General features: G+C 47.6%; 15 protein-coding genes. 6 read left to right on the top strand and 9 right to left on the bottom strand.

The window, feature by feature from the left end:
* Positions 1-235: 235 nt before the first annotated feature.
* Positions 236-688, top strand: coding sequence for a VOC family protein (locus ACTJJJ_RS01180; protein ID WP_440701183.1), 453 nt, complete (start codon positions 236-238; stop codon positions 686-688).
* Positions 689-767: 79 nt separating this feature from the next.
* On the opposite strand, the gene ACTJJJ_RS01175 is transcribed toward ACTJJJ_RS01180, so the two are convergent.
* The 4 genes from ACTJJJ_RS01175 to ACTJJJ_RS01160 form a co-directional block, all read right to left on the bottom strand.
* On the bottom strand, positions 768-2396 hold the full coding sequence (locus ACTJJJ_RS01175) for a RagB/SusD family nutrient uptake outer membrane protein (RefSeq protein ID WP_440701182.1): 1629 nt from the start codon (positions 2394-2396) through the stop codon (positions 768-770).
* A gap of 22 nt (positions 2397-2418) precedes the next feature.
* Positions 2419-5745: a TonB-dependent receptor gene (locus ACTJJJ_RS01170; protein WP_440701181.1), complete on the bottom strand. Its 3327-nt coding sequence runs from the start codon at positions 5743-5745 to the stop codon at positions 2419-2421.
* Positions 5746-5947: 202 nt separating this feature from the next.
* Positions 5948-7057 (bottom strand): FecR family protein, encoded by a 1110-nt coding sequence (locus ACTJJJ_RS01165; RefSeq protein ID WP_440701180.1) that lies wholly within the window; start codon positions 7055-7057, stop codon positions 5948-5950.
* 99 nt (positions 7058-7156) lie between these two features.
* Positions 7157-7771 carry an RNA polymerase sigma factor gene (locus tag ACTJJJ_RS01160; RefSeq protein ID WP_188931553.1) on the bottom strand — a complete coding sequence of 205 codons (615 nt, stop codon included), beginning with the start codon at positions 7769-7771 and terminating at the stop codon, positions 7157-7159.
* Between the two features lie 320 nt (positions 7772-8091).
* Here ACTJJJ_RS01160 and ACTJJJ_RS01155 point away from each other — a divergent pair, with 320 nt between their 5' ends.
* Positions 8092-9114 (top strand): LLM class flavin-dependent oxidoreductase, encoded by a 1023-nt coding sequence (locus tag ACTJJJ_RS01155; protein ID WP_188931556.1) that lies wholly within the window; start codon positions 8092-8094, stop codon positions 9112-9114.
* Positions 9115-9157: 43 nt separating this feature from the next.
* On the opposite strand, the gene ACTJJJ_RS01150 is transcribed toward ACTJJJ_RS01155, so the two are convergent.
* The 4 genes from ACTJJJ_RS01150 to ACTJJJ_RS01135 all read right to left on the bottom strand — a co-directional run bounded on the left by ACTJJJ_RS01150 (position 9158) and on the right by ACTJJJ_RS01135 (position 14061).
* The gene (locus ACTJJJ_RS01150; RefSeq protein ID WP_440701179.1) at positions 9158-10393 is read right to left on the bottom strand and encodes a hypothetical protein; all 1236 of its coding nucleotides are present in this window, start codon (positions 10391-10393) and stop codon (positions 9158-9160) included.
* On the bottom strand, positions 10383-10955 hold the full coding sequence (locus ACTJJJ_RS01145; protein WP_229221875.1) for an RNA polymerase sigma factor: 573 nt from the start codon (positions 10953-10955) through the stop codon (positions 10383-10385). The genes ACTJJJ_RS01150 and ACTJJJ_RS01145 overlap by 11 nt, the downstream gene beginning before the upstream one ends.
* A gap of 38 nt (positions 10956-10993) precedes the next feature.
* A complete protein-coding gene (locus tag ACTJJJ_RS01140; RefSeq protein ID WP_188931560.1) occupies positions 10994-11473 on the bottom strand; it encodes a hypothetical protein in 480 nt (159 codons plus the stop codon).
* Positions 11474-11703: 230 nt separating this feature from the next.
* Entirely contained in the window at positions 11704-14061 is a 2358-nt protein-coding gene (locus tag ACTJJJ_RS01135) for an ABC transporter permease (RefSeq protein ID WP_440701178.1), read from the bottom strand.
* Positions 14062-14215: 154 nt separating this feature from the next.
* Here ACTJJJ_RS01135 and ACTJJJ_RS01130 point away from each other — a divergent pair, with 154 nt between their 5' ends.
* Both ACTJJJ_RS01130 and ACTJJJ_RS01125 read left to right on the top strand, forming a co-directional pair.
* Complete coding sequence (locus ACTJJJ_RS01130; RefSeq protein ID WP_440701177.1) at positions 14216-14719, top strand: cupin; 504 nt, start codon at positions 14216-14218, stop codon at positions 14717-14719.
* A gap of 197 nt (positions 14720-14916) precedes the next feature.
* Positions 14917-16146 (top strand): hypothetical protein, encoded by a 1230-nt coding sequence (locus ACTJJJ_RS01125; RefSeq protein ID WP_426295164.1) that lies wholly within the window; start codon positions 14917-14919, stop codon positions 16144-16146.
* 110 nt (positions 16147-16256) lie between these two features.
* Here ACTJJJ_RS01125 and ACTJJJ_RS01120 read toward each other — a convergent pair whose 3' ends face one another.
* A complete protein-coding gene (locus ACTJJJ_RS01120; RefSeq protein WP_426295165.1) occupies positions 16257-16964 on the bottom strand; it encodes an NUDIX hydrolase in 708 nt (235 codons plus the stop codon).
* Positions 16965-17026: 62 nt separating this feature from the next.
* Here ACTJJJ_RS01120 and ACTJJJ_RS01115 point away from each other — a divergent pair, with 62 nt between their 5' ends.
* Positions 17027-18649, top strand: coding sequence for a carboxylesterase/lipase family protein (locus tag ACTJJJ_RS01115; protein ID WP_440701176.1), 1623 nt, complete (start codon positions 17027-17029; stop codon positions 18647-18649).
* Positions 18650-18747: 98 nt separating this feature from the next.
* Positions 18748-20385 carry an ABC-F family ATP-binding cassette domain-containing protein gene (locus ACTJJJ_RS01110; RefSeq protein WP_188931570.1) on the top strand — a complete coding sequence of 546 codons (1638 nt, stop codon included), beginning with the start codon at positions 18748-18750 and terminating at the stop codon, positions 20383-20385.
* Positions 20386-20515: the final 130 nt, after the last annotated feature.

Below are 20515 nucleotides of genomic sequence, written 5' to 3'. Positions count from 1 at the left end.
CCTGCATTTTGATTAAGGAGAGGCTTCCTAATCGCTTAAAATGTACGATTTCGGACAACCTGTGTCCGGTACTGCTGCAACCCAATTGACTTGTATATTCTTTTCGAATTTCCTTTAATGAATTTTGTTTGGGTATATCAAACGAGTGACTTCCCTTTTTCCCGACAAGTAGAACGGCTTCATCAAGAGAAGTTAAAACAGAAAACATAATTTCAACTGACTAACAAATAAAACTATGGCAAAAAATAATTTAGTAAGAATGGACAATATCGGCATCGTCGTAGAATCCCTTGACGACGCCGTTTCGTTTTTCACAGAACTCGGACTGAGTCTTGAGGGACGAGCCACCATTGAAGGCGAGTGGGCTGGCCGTGTAACCGGACTGGGCTCTCAGCACGTAGAGGTTGCTATGATGGTTACGCCGGATGGTCACAGCCGGCTCGAACTTTCCAGATTTCTTACCCCACCAGTTAAATCGGACCACCGGACTGCCCCTGTGAATGCATTAGGGTATCTACGGGCCATGTTCACGGTTGAAAACATTGACGACACGGTAGCCCGGCTCTCTGCACACGGCGCTCAGCTGGTTGGAGAAGTGGTTCAGTATGAGAACTCGTATCGGCTCTGCTATATGCGCGGAACCGAAGGGATTCTTATTGGATTGGCAGAAGAAATCGGGCACAAGTAACAAAAAGCGCCCCGGCTATGTAAAAATCACATAAGCGGGGCGCCGGGATTTGGAAAAACAGCGCTATTCGACCTTCGCTTTAATAGCCGTCGTTCTGTTTCAGATTTGAGTTTTTATTAAGTTCCGGACGCGGGATCGGCAGCAAACTCCGGTAAGCTCCGTTTGGCTTATGGGAAAGCCACGACTTGGTAGTGAAAACTCCGAACCGGATCAAATCCTGGCGGCGGCGGCCTTCCTGTGCAAACTCCCAGCCCAATTCATCCAAAAAGCGTCCGTACTTAATGTCTGCCCCACCTTCCTGCGTCGATGTGGTGGTGTTGCGGAGCCCGTAATCGTATGCGCTACCCTTCATCAGATCGGCGCCGGTGACAGTAGCTTTGGTAGGGTTGGCTTTGAAATTGCGTTGTCTGACGGTTGTGACAAGCGTAGCGGCTTCATCGGCTTTACCACTTCTGAGAAGCGATTCCGCTTTCATCATAAGCACATCGGCATAACGCAAAAGTGGCCAGTCGTTACTCAGATTGACGGTGGTACCTTTTTCAATTTCGAACTTCCCAAGCCTGAAACCGTGAATCTCTTCGGACTGATCGACACCCGGCAGTTCGTTGATATAACTCAGAGGCTTGCCTGCAAAAGCGCCCAATGTGCAGTTAAGCGGTGTTCCGCCGGCAGAAAACTGAGGCCCCTGGATCCAGTTACTTGTCAACCTTTCATCGTTTTTGTCGAATGAATTGATAAACTGCGGGATAGCACAAATTCCTCCCCAAGGTGTATTCAGCAGATTATACGTAGCCTGGTTGGCCGGTTGAAGTGTTTCCATGTGTATTGAAAAACCATTCCAGTCCGTCACATATTTAATGTCAAAGGGGATCGCAAAAATAATCTCCTTCGATGATTCATTGTTTGTTTTAAAAACCTCTTTTTGGGTAGCTTCCAGTGCATAACCCGCACCGGAATTGATAACCGCATTGCAATGTTCAATACACTTATCCCAGGCTGCGGTACCTGTAAATACCTCTGCATTCAGGTACATCTTGGCAAGCAAAGTATGTGCTGCCCATTTGTTGAACCGTCCGTAAGTAGTAGGGTCATTCTTGTCGGAAAGAAGCGGCAGGTTATCGGTAATATCCTTTACGATAAACTCAAAGACCTGCTTACGGGTACTTTGCTCCGGTAAAAAGCCGGCGGGTACATCAAACTGGGTAATGATGGGTACATTGCCGAAGATGTCGCAAAGCACGTAGTAGTACGAAGCCCGCAGTACTTTCAGTTCGGCAATAACCGCTTCTTTCCCGTCGGTGAATGGGATGCTGCCCGATTCGATCTGATAAATGATGCGGTTGCAATTGGCAATCCCCGCATAGGACCGGTTCCAGTTGTTGACGGCAATGTCGTCATCGGCTGTCCATTTATGGTCGTGTATCCGGCGATAAACACCACCATCCACCCAGCCGTTGGGCCGCGCGGGCATCACGAGTTGGTCGCCGGAAACCTCCTGTGTCCTGAAGAGCCCGTTCCATTGTTGCAACACGTCACGCCAGTTGGTATACGCTGCGCCAACGAGTGAGGCCACGTCTCCCGACGCAGGCGTGAACTGGCTTGCAATGATCCTGTCAAAACTCTCGTCCTTTAATTCGGTGCAGGCGGTAGCCCAAAGCAAAAGAAGTAGTGCAATCTTACTTTTTATGATTAACTGTATGTTCTTCATGATCGGAGATAGTTTAAGAATTTTACAAAACAAGGTTTAGCCCCAGGGTGAATGTGCGCGTGGTTGGGTACTTGTCACGGTTGTCATTCCCTGGTGAGAGCCCCAGCCGGTCCACTTCCGGGTCGATGCCCTTGTACTTTGTAAAAGTGAAAGTGTTCAATGTAGATCCGTAAATACGGATGGACTTGATGAACTTATTCTTGAACCCATTGATATCGTAGCCCAGCGTAATGTTGTCGATTTTCCAGAAATCGCCGTTTTCTACATAATAGCTGTTAAATTCCTGCGGCATACTGGGGCTTAGCACGGCCTTGTCGAATATTTTGTCGTAAGCGGACTTGATATTGTTGTACTGCTGCAATCCGGTGCTTTCGAAGAACATGCGCTGGAAGTTCAGGATCTGATATTTGAATGCGCCCCGCATGGTCACCCCCAGATCAAACTTCTTGTAACGGATGTTGTTGTTCCAGTTCAGGTAGAACTTGGGAAGGCCGTTTCCGAGCACCCGCTTATCTTCAAATGCATGCTGATAGTCCGCATAAGCCTGCGGTTTTCCATCCCTTCCCTCGTAAATCCATTTCCCGTCTTCCGAAATATCGACCACCTTGAACCCGTAGAAGTCACCGACCTTATCACCGATTCTCACAATATGGGTAAAGGTCTGCACCGGATCGCCGGTTGCTCCCGTTACGAAATAGTCATTTGTGGACTTATAAATTTCGTTCGAAAGACTCACAAGCTTATTGGTATTGGTGGAATAATTGACGCTCGAATTCCACACCAGGTCTTTCGTCTGAACCGGAACAAAATTGACAAGCACTTCAAGCCCCTTGTTCTCCATCACCCCCACATTCGCGCGGGTGGAAGTATACAGGTTCGGCGGGCTGGGTACCTGAAAATCGTATAGCAATCCATTAATCCGCCTGTTATAATAGTCTATGCTACCGCTGATCCTTGCTTTCAGGATCGAGAAGTCAAGACCGATATTGGACTCGTGCTTTTCTTCCCACCGAAGGTCCGGATTGGGGTTCTGCGCTGGTACCAGGGTTTGTATCCACTTCCCGTTCGAGTAAAAATATTTTTGATAGTTCAGGATCGCTACCCCCAGAAACAGGTTGCTGGGCTGGGTACCCGTTACACCATAGCCCGCACGAAGTTTCAGATCGTCAAACAGATGTTGGCCTTTCATAAAAGCCTCATTGCTAATGCGCCACCCGAGCGAAACGGCCGGAAATGTCCCCCAGGGATGCTTACTGCCTACGAGTTGGCTAGCTCCTTCATGCCTTACGCTGGCGAGTAGCAGGTAGCGGTCATCATAGTTATAGGTAGCCCGTGCGAAAAAGCCGATCAGATTGGTTTCCGCTTTTCCACTGCCCATCGGCGCAAGGCCCGTTTTGATGGCGTTTCCTATACCTATGTTGTTGTAAGTGAATTTGTCGGTCGGGAAATCCCAGTTTTGCATCCAAAAATTCCGGTTCGAGTTGTCCTGATAGCTGTAACCGCCCAAAACAGATGCCTTGTGCTGCCCAAAGTTTTTGGAAAACTGCGCGGTCAATTCCATCAATTTGTCCACAGACGAAGTGGACCCGTTAGAAGCATAGCCATTGCGGCCGTCGCGCAAGGTGGAAATGTGGTTCTTCGTCTCGGAATAACCGCGGGTTTGATTGTAGCGGTTGTAGGAGAGCAAAGCCGATAGTTTCAGGCCGCTGATTGGATTATAAGTCAGGTTACCGGTGATGCGGCTGTTTTGCGAATCGTTTTTCCCATCGCTTTCATACAGACGTGCCAGGGGGTTGTCGTAATTAAAGATACCGGTTTGCTGAAACCATGTTCCATCCGGGTTTTTGGTAGGGGCAGTTGGATTTTGTATCAGCGCCTGGCGGTATGCATAACCATTGAAGCTCACGCCGTCGCCGGTCGTCGGATAAGTATTGTAGGAGTTAAGAAACCCGATATTGATGTTCAGTTTATCATTGAACATGGTATGGTTTACGTCAGCGCGCCCATTGAAAGTGGTGTTTTCCGACTTAATAAAAATCCCATCCAGAAAGCGGTAATTGAGGTTGACCAGGTAATTGGTTTTGTGGTTGCCACCGCGGAACGTCAGGTTGTGTATCTGACTGAGCGTCTTTTTCGTCACCTCTTTCATCCAGTCGGTATTCCCGCCCAGGTCCCAGGATTTATCCCTGATACCCTGCGAAATATGCCCCCGGTAATCGGCAGCGGTAAGCAGGTCCAGCTTCCTGGCGATCGTCTGGGTACTGAACGAAGTATTGTATTCAACTGCACTGTTGTAGTCCCCGCTGGCTCTTTTGGTGGTCACGATAATCACCCCGTTGGTACCGCGTGTGCCGTAAATGGCCGCAGCGGAACCATCTTTCAACACATCAATGGCCTCGATATCTTCGGGGGCAATCGTCTTAAGATCTCCCGGCACGCCATCGATCAGAACCAGTGGGTTGGAATTGGCACCGAGTAGCGTCGTGTTTCCGCGAAGCAGGATCTGCGAGCCTTGCGTAGGGTCGCCGCTCGGTGCCGAAATGGTAAGCCCGGCTACTTTTCCCTGCAAAAGCTGCCCTGCATCGAGGGTTGGACCTTTGATGAAATTTTCGGGGGTTACGCGCACCACGGCACTGGTAACATCCGCCTTCCGCTGGCTTCCATAACCTACCACTACCACTTCCTCCAGCGCCTTGTCGTCCACCACCAATTTGATGTCCACCACGCTCTGGTTGCCTATTGCTTTCTCCTGGGTCACGTAGCCAAGAAAACTATAAACAAGCGTGCCCTTTTCGTCCGGGATATTCAGGCTATACTTCCCATTAACGTCTGTTGCCGTCCCGGTTTGTGTTCCTTTCAAGACGACATTTACGCCCGGCAATCCGTCCCCCTTTTCATCGGTAACTTTTCCGCTGACCATAAACTGCGTCAAGTCCTCCGGTTTCGGGATCTCCGCGGGTTCTTCGACAGCGCCCGAGTTTTCAAATTCGTTATCGCTTAAAATTATATGCTTTTTGTTGACCTGGAATGATATCTCCAGGGGTTTGAAAAACCGGGCAAGTACCTGGGCGAGCCTTTCGTTTTTGACTTCCAGCGTTACCTTTCGCCTCGACCGGATCAGCTCCGGGCTGTACATGAACTTTACATGTGCGATAGCTTCTATTTTCAATAAAGCGGTCTTAATATCCTGGTTTTCAATCTTCAATGTAACCCGCTGTTCAAGGATTTCCTGTGCATGTCCGGGCCGGGCAACCACAATGGTCGCAAACAATGCAATGGTGCAGAATTGTATCAACGTCACCTTCATAGAAAGCAGTAGTAAGCGTTGGAGGACTGGGTTAACTTTCATACATTTGATTTGTTTTGTGTCAATTTTTGGGAAAATTTTGGACAAAGCGATCCCCCGGGCTTTTTGCAAGAAAGCCTTATACGTAAGTAGAAAAAGGGGGAGGATTATGGAAGACCCGCAGTGCCGCAAACACTGCTGGTCTTTTTTATTGGGTAGAGCTTATGTTTTCATATAGCTGAGATTCTGGGTTGAGATGGTTGGTTTACTTCCTGCAACTTCTTACATTCATCACGATCTGTCCGTCGATCATTTCGTAACTCGCATGAATGGCCTTGCACATCAGGTTTAATTTTTCTATCAGCGGTTCGTCGGCCATGGAAGCCGTCAGGGTACAGTTTTGCACCTGGTTTTCGTCCACGATGATTGGAATGCCGTAAGCTTTTTCAAACTTTCTGAAAACTTCAATCAGCGGCGTTTCTTCAAAAACAAAGTCCTCTTCCCTTACCGTACGGTCCACAATGACTGGATTGGCGATCAGGCTTTTCTGAAATTGCTTTTCGTCTTTTTTGTAATAAATCTCCTGATTGGCCGTCAGCACGATCCCATTGAGCGAAGGATTGGGCTCCTCCTTAGTTTTGGTTAACTCCTCATTGTCAAACACCGACACTTTCCCCGTTTTCACCGTTACGAGTACCTTTTCTTCACTATCGAAGGACCGGATCGTAAAACTCGTACCAAGGACTTTCACCACCAGCTTATTGAAATGCACCAGAAAAGGTTGGTCAGGGTTCCTTGCGACATCAAAAAATGCCTGCCCATCCAGTCGTACAACGCGGATACTTTTGTCGAATGCCGCGGGATAGGTGAGCGAACTGTGGGGATGAAGGGTAACTTTACTACCGTCGGCCAGGCTGATTATTTTGGCCACGTCGGAGTTATTGTGTTCTTTAATCAGCTCGCCCTGCCCGGGAACCTGTGATGTTTCCGGATCTGAAACGAATGCGAATTTGCTTCCTGCGGAATAGAACCAGGCAAAGCCCAGTATCAGCAAAACAGAAGCGGCCACAGAGAATGTACTTACGGAGTATCTCTGCCAGAACGGTTTCACCACCTGCCTGTCATGGCGTTTCTGGTGTTTTGATAAAATTTTGTTCGCGAATTGCTCAATATAATCGTCGGTCACCGCTGGTTGCCCGTCGGCGATGTTGAGCAAAAACAACCTGGCTACTTCCATCTCCCCCCGGAGATGAGGGTGCTTGTCGGACAATGCATTCCAAAATAGACCAGACTCCTGCTTCCTGTGAAAGATCCAGTCGCGAAATCCCGGATCATTCACAAAGTCTATCGTCTTGAAATTTTCATACTCATTCATGAAATTGAAGTATTGTTGATTTCCTGATACGATTAGAAAGAATCGCATCATTTATACCCTATTTCACAAAAAGTTTTTTGAAAAATTTCGACTAGTCTACTAAAACCAATTGATTAACAATAACTTGTGAAGAAAAAGAAAAGGTGCAAATATCCAATTTTCCCTCAAAACATTGATGCTTTTCAACAGCAGGTTCGAAACGGACTGTTTGCTGATGCCCATCATTTCGGCAATTTCATCATTGTCCAGATTTTCGTAGTAACGAAGAAAAAGGACCTCCTTTTGTCGTTTGGTAAGGAAAGAAAAGAAGCGGGTGATTTTTGAAGTAAGCTCTGTTGACTCGTCGAGGCTGACAAGAAATTTTTCGATGTTTTCGAAATCCGCAAAAAGATCCTCCTTTTCGGGCATTTCGATGTTAACCATGTTGTCGTTCATAGCCCTGATGAGGTTATTCCTCAGGCATTTGAAAAGGTAATTTTTAATTGAAACAGGGTTGCCAAGATGGGTTCTTCTTTCAAGAAAATCCAGGAAAAGGTCCTGAATAACGTCCTCCACCAGCGAACGATCTTTGCTGAATTTGCTTCCATAGTGAAGCAGGGGACGAAAATAGCGCGACAGAAGTATATTCAAGGATTGATCATCCCCACTCTTAAAAAGAGCCCAGGCCACGGTGTCTGTGATATTTACCTGCTGGATTTCGATCAGTTTATCCATTTTGCTCAATGCTGGCCACGACTACTTAGCGAACTGGCATTGCCGGGCCTGTTAAACACAGCGACAAATCGGCATGCAGGAGCTACTAATTAAGACTAACACCACAAATATTGTAATTATTTTCACAATAATTGTAATATATACAATTATTACTTTCAGTATTCCATCAACGTGGTGGTATGCCGAAAGAGCTGATTAATCGAAGAAATCTCCGCTCACGAAGCCCATTGCTCCCCGACTTATCCCAAATCAGGAACTTTTAAAGCTGAATAATCTGTCTCTTGTTAAACCGGCCCGGAAAACGGCCTGAAAGATGCATTATGAAGAAAATCGGATTTTTATCGTTCGGACATTGGTCAAACCATCCGGCTTACCGGGCCCGGACAGCAAGCGACACGTTGCTTCAATCTATCGACCTGGCTGTCGCTGCCGAAGAGATCGGTTTGGACGGCGCTTACTTTCGGGTTCATCATTTTGCAGCGCAGTTGGCATCGCCCTTTCCTTTGCTTTCGGCTATCGGCGCCAAAACGCGTAAAATAGAGATTGGAACGGGTGTCATTGACATGCGGTACGAAAATCCGCTTTACATGATAGAAGATGCCGGCGCCGCGGATTTGATTTCGGAGGGCCGACTGCAATTGGGAATCAGCAGAGGATCGCCGGAACAGGTAATTGACGGTTGGCGCTATTTCGGGTATGAACCGGCTGAGGGTGAAACCGATGCAGATATGGGACGCCGCAAGGCATTGGAATTCCTGGATAAGCTCAATGGTGTAGGATTTGCGCAACCAAATCCATACCCGATGTTTCCGAACCCGCCGGGCCTGCTGCGTTTGGAACCTTACTCGGAAGGATTGCGGGAACGTATCTGGTGGGGAGCAGGCTCCAACGCCACTGCTGTTTGGGCGGCCGAAAACGGAATGTATCTTCAAAGTTCAACCTTGAAATTTGATGAAAGCGGTAAGCCTTTTCATGTGCAGCAAGCCGAGCAGATCAGATTGTACAAAGAGGCGTGGAAAAAAGCGGGGCACCAGCGTGAACCGAGGGTTTCCGTGAGTCGGTCTATTTTCGCATTGGTATCCGATCAGGATCGCTATTTATTTGGACAGGAATCCAATCGGAGCGATAAAATTGGCATGATCGAACAGAACAAACGCGCGATTTTCGGTAGAAGTTACGCCGCAGAACCGGATCAGCTGATAAAGGAACTGGCACAGGACGAGGCTATCCAGGAAGCGGATACGCTCCTTTTGACAATACCTAATACGCTGGGAGTTGACTACAACGTACACGTATTGTCTTCTATTTTAGAGCACGTGGCCCCCGGATTGGGGTGGCGCTAAATCCTTGTTCAAATGGTGAATTGTATTCATCGGGCTCGTTTTCTTACTTATACAGTATTCTGATCTGAAGGCCTATGGATGTGAACCTCAGATTACGGCTCGTGACACCGCCAATGGGATAACGAAGCTGCGGTTCGATTAACAGGGAGCTCCGTGTCGTTACCTTCTTTTCTAGCAGGATTGAGGCACTTAAATACGACGCCGGAGCAAAAACAACCCCGCTGTTCCCACCGGTCAACGGCTTTTCTTGCTTTGAAACCAGTTCTTGAACTTCCCTGACTTCTCCGTTGGAAAGCGCCAGCGTATTCGTAACGATTTTATCTTTCCGATACAATTCTTTGAAATGCTCACCCCAATTTAAGGACGACGACACCCCGAAAAGACCGGATAAGCTAAATTTTGGGCTGTTATGAAGCGCTACCTGGATATCTACCGGAATATCCAGGTCCCACCAGCGGTAATCGCCCGTGGTGAGCCATCTGACCGCATCTTTCTTAAATTCCGGATCCGGGTTGCTCACGTACGCGTGTTCGCGCAGTAGGGCGAGCCCGCCGCGCAGCGACAGTTTGGATGCAATAGGAAATGTAGCAAAAACGGCGGGTCCTAATGTAAGTCTGTTTTCGGAAGGTCTGGTATAGTTTGCCCTCATGGCCGGCCCCAGGCTTAGGTGAAAGCCACGACCGATATTTCCGGTATCCCTGGTCGCATTCATTTCGCTAAGCCGGATGGACGGTAGCCCCAATTTTACGGCATATAATGAAGGTCCTCTGCTGAGCAACGCTCCCGGATTCCGGGGCAAATTGGCTTCCGACCCGGAAATAACGAATGGAGAATTGTTGTGCGACGGCATTAAATGAGGAATTGTGGAGGCGGTGCCCGCTAATCCGGTACCTGTTTTAACCCGAAATGTTGCAGGTGTTTTTCCCGAAACTGCCTTTTCGTGGGCATTTCTTTGATAACCGACTCCCCGGGATTGCAGATCGATGCTTCTATCGGTCTTACCCTTCTCAACCTGCGCACGATGCTTTTGAATGGCACCCTTAACGCTATTCGATTGTTGAACAGCCCTTTTTCCATTTTCTAAAAAGACCCGGAAACCAATCAAAACGCTCAAAATGAATAGGACCAACATGCCGATGCCTGCGGCACCGGCAAGTTTTCGGTTCCTATCCTTCCTGCGCCGGTGTTTTTCAAATAGCTGCCAGGAATCATCTCTGGGGTCGCTTTCGAACCCGGCCAATTTGTCCCTTATTTTCCGAAACCCTTCGTCATTCCCCATATCGGCTTCCAAATTTTCGTTGTAACATCAACGACTTTATCCGTTGCTTTGCCCGCGTCAAATAGGTCCTGCTGGTGGCTGCGGGAAACCCAAGCATCTCTCCTATCTCCTGGTGGTTATATCCTTCGATTTCGTACAGGTTAAACACCAATCTTTGGCTCTCCGGAAGCTCCTGCAACAATTTGATAATCTCCTCAGCCGAAAGTTTGTCGATCACATCCTCCGCGATCGTCATATCCTCTTCGGCATAATCGGTGGTGATCCTTTCCATTCGTCGCCGCTCTTTGCGGTAGTGGTCAAGCGCGGTATTCACGACGATTCTTCGCAGCCAGGCCCTGAAAACTAAGATTTCCCGGGTGATCAGGATATTTTCAAAGACTTTCAGGAAACTGTCGTTCAGAATTTCCTGGGCTTGCTGATCGGAATTGGAATACCTCAGACATATACCCATCACAAACCCATAAAAATGCCTGAACACCTTTTCCTGGCAACGCGCGTCTCCGCGTCGACAGCCTTCAATCCATTCCGATTCCAGAAAATGTTGCAGAACAAGGGTATTCAAAGTAGAAGAATAGGTTAATAGAGATTACCTTGTTTTGTTTACAAATTCGACACGCTCCCTTTTTCATCCACCACTTTGTCGGCCACTTTCGACCCATTGGACACTCTCACTACGAAGTCGGTTGGATTGAAGGAATCACCTATTAACTTTTTAAGATCAACCTGCAACGTGTAGGATCCTTTGGGATCGCAGCCGTCGTTGTTGCTCTCATTTGCTACCACCAGGTTGATCTGCTGCGGATAAGATTCAAGTATCTCTCCATTCCAGATTGTTTTGAAGTCATCCGCCGAACAGCCGCCCTTCACATCGATGGCCAGCGTATTGCCGGTAAGTACGATGTTCGGGATTTCGAAAGGGACACCGCGGGAGTCTGCCCTGCTCTTCATGATCCGTTCGTAATCACCATTTAGTTCGCTTCCCGGATCGGGCTTTACATTTTGGTTATTATGATCACAGGCGACGAATGAGAGCAATGACAGCAACAGCATTCCTGTTCCAACTAGTCTGATTTTTTTCATGGTTCTAAGTGATTTGATTTCAAACACATGACGTATCAGCGGAAGCAAACGCTACAGTGGGGAGGCAAGCCCGGTCGGGAATCCGGGTTTTCATTTCCGGGAACAATTCCCGTAGCTGAATATATATTGGGAGAAATACTTTCGGCATATGCAGCGGCGTGCACTCCGGCAAAGGCCACACCGCTGAAAGTCGGGCAAGGGCGGTAACCCGGGCGATTGAATGTTTTTTGTTACTCCGCTTTGATTGACTGAACCGGGTTGGCCATGGCCGCTTTGATACTTTGGAAACCAATGGTAAGCAACGCCGTGATCACGGCCAATAGCCCCGCCAGCAAGAAAATCCACCATTGAATTTCCACTTTATAGGCAAAATCATTCAGCCAATGATCCATTACAAGCCAGGCAATGGGCGACGCGATTACGATGGCGATGAGGATCAATTTCATGAAGTCCCTGGACAGCAATGTTGTAATATTCAAAACCGTCGCACCCAGCACCTTCCGGATTCCAATTTCCTTGGTACGCTGTTCGGTGGTAAATGATGTTAACCCCAGTAGTCCCAGGCATGATATTACAATTGCCACGCCTGCAAAAAAGTTGAACAGCCGACCCGTTTGCTCCTCCGTGCGGTAGAGCGCATTGTAATCGGCATCCAGAAATGCATATTCGAACGGATAGGCCGGCATGTATCGCTTCCATAACTGTTCGGTTTTTTTAATGGCGACTGGCGCAAGTTCTGCCGTTGTGTGTACATGCACACGGAAATTTCGGCCCGGATGGCTAAATATAACCAAAGGGAAGATAGGCATCCTGACCGAGGTTATATTGAAATCTTTCACCACACCAATGATGATCCCTTCTGTGGCATCCAGCTTAAAACGCTTGCCGATCGGGTCCTTAATTCCAGTTTGCTTCACGGCAGTTTCATTCAAAATCACAGAGGTCGAATCTACTTTGGTACCCCTGAAATTCCGCCCTGCGAGCAGTTTTAATTTAAAATTCGGGATAAAATCCCGATCCACATTCAGCTGTGCCATAATAAGCGCCCTATCCTTAGCCTTTCCATCCCAATCCGTTGATAAAGTCCCTGTCAAGACATTAACCGGCGTATCTGTTGAAGTACTTACGCCCAGAACGCTCGACTCACCGCTGAGCGCTTGCTTGATCTGTGGCGTAAAGGTCCGTCCGTCGAATGTAAAAGTGTGTTTTCGGTCGAAACCCGGGTCTCGATCTCTGATAAAACGCATTTGACTCCCGATAACAAAGGTGCCTACAATGAGCATGGTTGCCAGCGCGAACTGCGCCACTACCAGCGATTTGCGCAGCAAAGCACCACTCACGTGGCTGGAACGCCCTTTTAATGCCTGAACGGGATTAAAACCCGAAATCAAAAACGCAGGGTAAACGCCTGCCAGAATAAAACAGAATGTGAGCGCGCCGAGCAGAATTTGCCAGGTATGCGGATCGAAAAGGGAAAAGCGGCCCGACTTGCCCGTAATGCTCGCATAAAAAGGTAGAATTCCTTGTAGGAGCATGATTGACAAAAACAAGGAAAGGCTTAGTGTCAGCAAGGATTCCACCAGCAATTGCATAGCCAGCTGCCGCGAGCCGGCGCCTGCGACTTTGCGAATGCCGATTTCCCTGGCCCGCCTCGTGGCCCGCGCTGTGGTCAGGTTTACATAATTAATGCAGCCAATGCTGAGCAAAAGCAGCGCAACCGCTCCCATTATCCCCACCTGCTTATCGGCCGAATCGTTGCCTTCGACAGCATAAAGATGGATTTCAGAAAGCGGCTGTAATTGGAAGTTTGACGGATTAGTCGCGTCGTCGCGCGTTTTGGCTTGTATCGAGGTTAATTTTTTTGCAACTGCCGACGGATCTGCGTTCGCTGCCAGCTTCACATAGGTTCCAAACCCGTAATCATCCCAATTCTCGTCCACCGGGCGTCCTCCTTTTCCCGGATCAAGGGTTTTCAGAATGGCCAGATTCACATAGATATCATTTTTGAACGATGAATTATCAGGCGCATTTTCCAAAACTGCGCTTACCGTGAAGGTGGCATTGCTTTCAACATTGGTGAAGGTTTTTCCAATGGCATCAGCCGTTCCGAAGAACTTACGAGCCAGTTTCTCTGACAATACAACGGCATTAGGGGTAGGAAAAAGTACATTTTTGTTGCCATAAAGCACTTTGAAGCCGTTGAAGATGTCGACAAAATTGGCGTCCGTATAAGCCAGGTTATCCTTTTCCGTAAATGTTTTGTTGTTGGCGCGGAATGTCGCCGACGGATAATCACCCATGCGCACCGCGCTTTCTACTTCCGGCACTTCCCGGAGCGCCGCCACTGCGATGGGGCCGGGTGTCGAGGTAGAAGTATATTCGTCCTCGCCTTTACCAAAATGAACATTGACCTGATAGATCCGTTCTGTATCGGCGTGAAAGCTGTCATAACTCAGCTCATCCTGAACCCACCGGAACAAAAGCAGGCTGACAGCCAACACCACCGCCAGACCGCCGATGTTCAATGCAGAATACCAGCCGCCTGCGCGCAAATTGCGAAGGGCTATTTTTAAGTAATTTCGGATCATAGTGAAGGAAGTGAAGTATTTATGTGAATACTAAATCCATACTCGTTGTGTTGCAATATCCAGACTGCAAACTGGATTTATGTAAGCTATATAAAGTCAATTTCGCTAGTTTTCATTCGACTCTCCCAGAAGTAGTTATAAACATTCGATGGTTATGTCAAAAGATTTTGAAGTCGAGAAATATTGGTTTGAAGACGATGGGCTGATACCTAACAGTAGCTTGCCTGTCCTTGTTTACCGGCAAGTTTGCATGGTAGAAGATAAGTCGGACTGGTTTGAATCTACTTTTATTAAAAACGGGTGGACCAATAACTGGCGCGACATCATTCTTCCCTATGATCACTTCCACAGCACAACACACGAAGTGCTGGGTATGGGCAAAGGTAGTGTTACGCTGCAAGTCGGAGGACGTTTGGGGAAGCGCTTGCTCCTGAACGCAGGCGATGTCGTCATACTTCCAGCCGGTGTTGGCCATTGCGCGTTGACAACTTCGCACGATTACGAAGTAGTCGGCGGCTACCCGGAAGGCAGAGCGTGGGACCTCCTGAAAGGTGATGAAGAAGGGAGAGACAGGGCATTGGACCGCATCAGGAGCGTGCCAATTCCCTTCACAGATCCAGTCAATGGTGAATATGGTAGTTTAACAAGTTACTGGTAGCGTTCCGGGTTGAGCAAGAGCAATTTCCTGATCGCTACCACCATGTCATTTTGAAATCCGGCAGTGCTGGCACAATCCCGAATCTTCATTTATAATTTTTTATTCTTTTTACAGAACTGTTAAAAAATGGGTTTTAGTCTTCACTATACATTTGTGATATAAATTAAACTACTATCCATACTCAAAGACAGTTAACAATGAAAAAGCACATCGTTAAATCATTAAGCCTGGGCGTTCTCGCAGTAGTGGCATTATTCACTACTTCCTGCAAAGAAGACCTTATTCCGGCAGAGGAATTATCAGCACAAACAGAAGGAGATAACCGCAACGCCAAGCTGGGAATCCCGACCAAATTTGACGCCAACGGATTTGCAACCAGAATAGAAAACCTCCTGGAAGGCGAGGTTGGTTTTGGCTATGCTATTTACAATAACGGAGAGGAATTTTACCGCGCCAATGGAGGCGATGGCTTTGCCAGAAAGCACTTCGAAGGAAACTTTCAGTTGCACGGTGCCATTGTAAAACAGGAGGTACTGAACACGACACAATACGTAACTGCCATTACGGTATTAAAAATTCTTAAAAAATACAATTTACCCATTACGACAAAAGTATGGAACTATCTTCCTAAAAACTGGGTGCCCAGTTCTAAATTTAAAGAGCTGGATTTTGAGCGATTTTTAGCACACAAAACAGGCCTTATTTATTATCCGAATCATTGGGATAAAGTTAAACTGACTGTGGAAGGACCGGTCAATGAAAGCATCTTTAATTCAAAAACAAAGCAGGATAACAATATCAACTATTTGTTGCTGGGGATCATACTTCCTTATGTAGAAGCAACTGAACTAAAAAAACAGGGCAATGCTGCTAAATGGAATGAATTGAATGCGACACCCGAAAACTTCGCATTATACGGCGAGCATTATCGCAACATTGTACGCACCAATGTGTTTGTTCCGGCAGGGCTTGAAAATGCGACAGTAATCGATTGGCAAGCCTGGGGACAAAATGCCTGGGGACAAATGGGGCCCATCAGTGCGGGGCTGTCTACGCAGGGCTACCCGTCCAGAAATGGTGATGAGCCAGGAATCGACAAGCCCATCGTTCGTTGGGACTGTGGCGCTACCGGCTTATATCTGAGCGCTTCTCAATTCGGAAAACTCTCCTCAAAAGTTGCTAAAAATGAATTACTCACCCTTACTGAGCTAAACCTGATGAAATCCAAACTGCTTGGTTTCGATGGTAAACTTACCGGCACGAAAGGCAACTATTTTTATAAAAGCGGAGTCGGCTATAATTGCGAAACGATCTTGATCGACTTTGGCCCCGTGCAGGTAGCAGTGTTTGCCAATTCGCCTCAGAGCGACATTTCAGATCCGACGGTTATCGCGCAGATGTACGAAAATTCGTTTATGCCGCTTTAAATTGCATTTCAAATAACGCAAATAAGAGGCCATTAAAAAGCTGCCGCAACTCATTTGCGGCAGCTTTTTAATGGCCTCGCTATGAGCAAAATTTTTATCGGAGCTACTCCTCACTTAAAGCTATACAAATAGGGAGCCATATGTGCCTTTCCTGAAAAGTGCTTCTCATGACGTGTCAATACCTCCGCCGCGAGCATTTTACGCTGAAAAGTTGTTCTTCGAAGCTTGGTTCCTAAAATGGCTTCGTACACATTTTGAAGTTCATTCATGGTGAATTTTTTGGGAAGCAGGTTCCCTCCCACCAGTTTTCTGTCCAAATTATCCCGTAAAGTTTGAATGGCTTTCTCAACGATATCCCGGTGATCCAAAATAAGTTCAGGAAGTTCATTGACCGGATACCACTCACAGGAATCCGAAAGTGCATCCGGCCTTGGTGTTACCTCTTCGTAATTGATCAACGCGTAATAGGCTACGGAAATAAACCGGTCCAGCATCCATTGGTATCCATCACCAGGCAGAATACCGTTGGCTTCCAGCAAAGTTCGCATGACTTCGGGATCAAAACGGCTAAAATCTCCAAATGTATAGAATTGTTCGAGGTATATGTCCGTCAGGCCCGTCCGTTCATTCAAACCACGAAGCACAGCGTCGTTCAGATTTTCCTGCAATTGTACAAACCCGCCCGGTAATGCGAACAGGCCGGTGTTATGATATTCCATGATCAGGATTTTCAAGTCACCTTCTGAAAATCCAAAGATCACTGAATCGTAAGCAATATGGGGTAAATAGGCCGTTTTGGGCATTCTGAAAATTTTCATCAAAAATAGTTAGCACTTCTGATAATTACCAATTACTATTGTCACAAACTGAGACAATAAGAATGAAAACATTCCTTTTCCTGGCGGCACTACTGTTGTGCCTCGTTGACAGCACCAACCTGTTTGCACAGGGTAACAATGGATTTGCGGTGCAAACAAAAGTAGAAACCGGCACGATCGAGGGCCTGTTTGACACTAAAACCGGCCTGCAATACTATCTGGGCATCCCTTTCGCCAAACCGCCGGTTGGGGACCTCCGGTGGAAAGCACCGCAAGCGCCGAGCAACTGGACAGGCGTAAAACAAACGAAAGCATTTGGCCCGCGTGCCATACAAGCACCCGTATTCGGCGACATGGGTTTCCGTTCGAACGGTATCAGCGAAGATTGCTTGTATCTGAACGTATGGACCCCCGCTAAACGCAACACAGCCGGGCTTCCCGTTTTGGTTTATTTCTATGGTGGCGGATTCGTTGCCGGCGATGGCTCCGAACCCCGTTATGACGGAGCAGCTATGGCCAGGAAAGGAATTGTGGTTGTTACGGTTAATTATCGCCTGGGATTGTTCGGATTCCTGGCGCATCCGGAGTTGAGTAAAGAAGCCGCCTACAAGGCATCCGGCAACTATGGCTTGCTGGATCAGGCATTTGCATTGAAATGGGTGAACAAAAACATTGCGGCATTTGGCGGCGATCCTAAGAAGGTGACCATTGCGGGTGAGTCCGCCGGGTCAATTTCTGTAAGTGCGCAAATGGCCTCCCCATTATCGAGGAACCTGATAGCCGGTGCAATCGGTGAGAGTGGCTCCGGAATTGGCGCATTATCGGCAGTGCCGTTGGCCGAAGCCGAAAAGGTAGGCGCCGAGTTTGCCAAAAATGCCGGTTACACATCCCTGGCCCAGCTCAGGGCAGCCAGCACCCGCGAACTGTACGAAGCATATACCGAATCCAAACGTTTCGGTTTTCCCTCCGTAATAGATGGATACTTTCTTCCAAAGACTATGCTGGAAATTTTTAATGCCAGGGAACAAGCGCAAGTCCCTCTGCTCCTGGGCTGGAATTCGGCCGAGATTCCGGGAACAGCTTTCACGCAAGGAGCTATCAATGACGAGAATTTGGTTAAAAAGGTAAAAGAGGCTTATCCGGATGACTGGGAAGAGGTATTGAAAGTGTATCCGCACGGCAATGCGAAAGAAGTAGAATGGGCCGCGACCAACCTGGCTTCCGACCGGTTCATCGCTTACAGCACCTGGAAGTGGTTTGATGTGCATCGCAAAAACAGCAATCAGGCCGTCTACCGTTACCTTTATAGCAAACTTCGCCCACCTTTGGTTGACAAAAACCTGACACCCGGCCTTGCCGGCGGTGTACAGCAGGCTGCCAATAAGATGCCCGAACCCATTGGAGCCCCGCATGCCTGTGAGATTGAATATTGCATGGGAAACCTGGATCTGGTGAAAGACTACGCCTGGACGCCGGATGACTACAAAGTATCAGAAACCATGCTGAATTACTTTGCAAATTTTATTATCAAAGGAAATCCAAACGGCGATAAACTTCCCGAATGGCAGGCAGCGCAGCCAAACGATGCTACACCACCGGTGATGATTTTGGACAAAGAATCGAAAGCAGTAAAATACAATGATGCCCGGTACTTGTTTCTGGACCGTAAGAGTGGGAATAAGTAGGAATAGGACACCTCACAAGACAGAAAGGGCCAAAAGTTGACTTTTTTCGTCTCTTTCAATGCTATAATCGTAGCTTTGCCGCTTCAACCAGTGCAAAGATGATTACAATTGAAAATTTGGCCGTTGAATTTAGCGGTTCTGTCCTTTTTAGCGAAGTTTCCTTCGTGATTAACCCTACTGATAAAATTGCCCTGATGGGTAAAAATGGCGCCGGGAAGTCCACCATGATGAAAATTATTGCTGGTGAACAAAAACCCACGCGTGGCCACGTACGTGCGCCTAAGGATGCCGTCATCGCCTACCTGCCGCAACATTTACTGACCGAAGATAACTGTACCGTTTTCGAAGAAGCGGCAAAAGCATTCAAGCAGGTCTTTGAAATGCGTGCCGAGATGGAAAAACTGAATCTTGCCCTCGAAACCCGCACAGATTACGAGAGCGATGAATATATGGCAATCATCGAGCAGGTTACCGAACTGGGTGAAAAATACTACCAGCTGGAAGAGGTAAATTATGACGCGGAGGTTGAAAAGGCCTTAAAAGGTTTAGGATTCAGGCCGGAAGATTTTCAGCGGCAAACCAAGGAGTTCAGCGGAGGGTGGCGCATGCGTATCGAGCTTGCGAAAATATTATTGCAAAAGCCAGACCTGATTTTGCTGGATGAGCCTACGAACCACATTGACATCGAGTCCGTGATGTGGTTGGAAGATTTTTTGGTGAATAAGGCAAATGCAGTAATGGTTATTTCCCACGACCGTGCTTTCATCGACAACATTACCAACCGTACCGTTGAAGTGACCATGGGGCGGATTTTTGACTATAAAGCAAACTATTCACATTACCTGGTGCTGCGTGAGGAGCGCAGGTCACATCAGATTAAGGCGTATCAGGAACAGCAGAAAATGATTGCTGATAATCTGCAGTTCATTGAACGCTTTCGCGGGACATACTCCAAGACCAATCAGGTTTCCTCCCGCGAACGCATGTTGGAGAAACTGGAAATTATTGAAATTGACGAAATTGATAATTCCGCCCTGAAACTTCGGTTTCCACCTTCGCCGCGGTCAGGGGACTATCCGGTTACCGTGAAAGATGTGTCAAAGTCGTACGGGGACCAGGTTGTGTTCAAAAACGCAAGCATGTCCATTTCAAGAGGTGAAAAGGTATCATTTGTGGGGCGAAATGGGGAAGGTAAGTCTACAATGATTAAGGCAATCATGGGCCAGATCGATGTGGATGGCACCTGCCAGCTTGGACACAATGTTAAGGTCGGCTATTTTGCGCAAAACCAGGCATCCCTGCTGGACCCTAATCTGACTATTTTTCAGACGGTGGACGAGGTCGCAGAAGGAGATGTGAGAACCCAAATCAAGAATATTTTGGGGGCCTTCATGTTTCAAGGGGATGATATTGACAAGAAAGTCAGTGTTTTGTCCGGCGGAGAAAAAACGCGGCTCGCAATGGTGAAGTTGCTTCTGGAACCTGTAAACCTGTTAATTCTCGATGAACCTACGAACCACCTGGACTTAAAGTCGAAGGATGTTTTGAAAGAAGCACTCAGAAACTTTGATGGTACGTTGGTGCTGGTATCTCACGATCGTGATTTCTTGCAAGGCTTATCCCAAAAGGTCTTTGAGTTCAAAGACAAACGTGTGATCGAGCATTTTGAAACGATTGATGCATTTTTGGAACGCAATCGGATCAAAAGCATAGCAGATCTCCAACTTGCCAGGTAGTCACGAGCAATACCGCACATGCTTCCTGTGCGCGACTGGCCGCTGATGAAGGGCTCTTAGAATGGAACCTCGTCGGTGCTGTTTGGGAACCAAAGTGTGCAGGCGTTGTTACTGTAATGAACGATACAAA

Origin of the sequence: Dyadobacter sp. 22481 (assembly GCF_052044875.1) — a bacterium.
Lineage (GTDB): Bacteria > Bacteroidota > Bacteroidia > Cytophagales > Spirosomataceae > Dyadobacter > Dyadobacter endophyticus.
The sequence above is the reverse complement of the archived record's forward strand: the minus strand, read 5'-3'. Positions and strand labels throughout refer to the sequence as shown.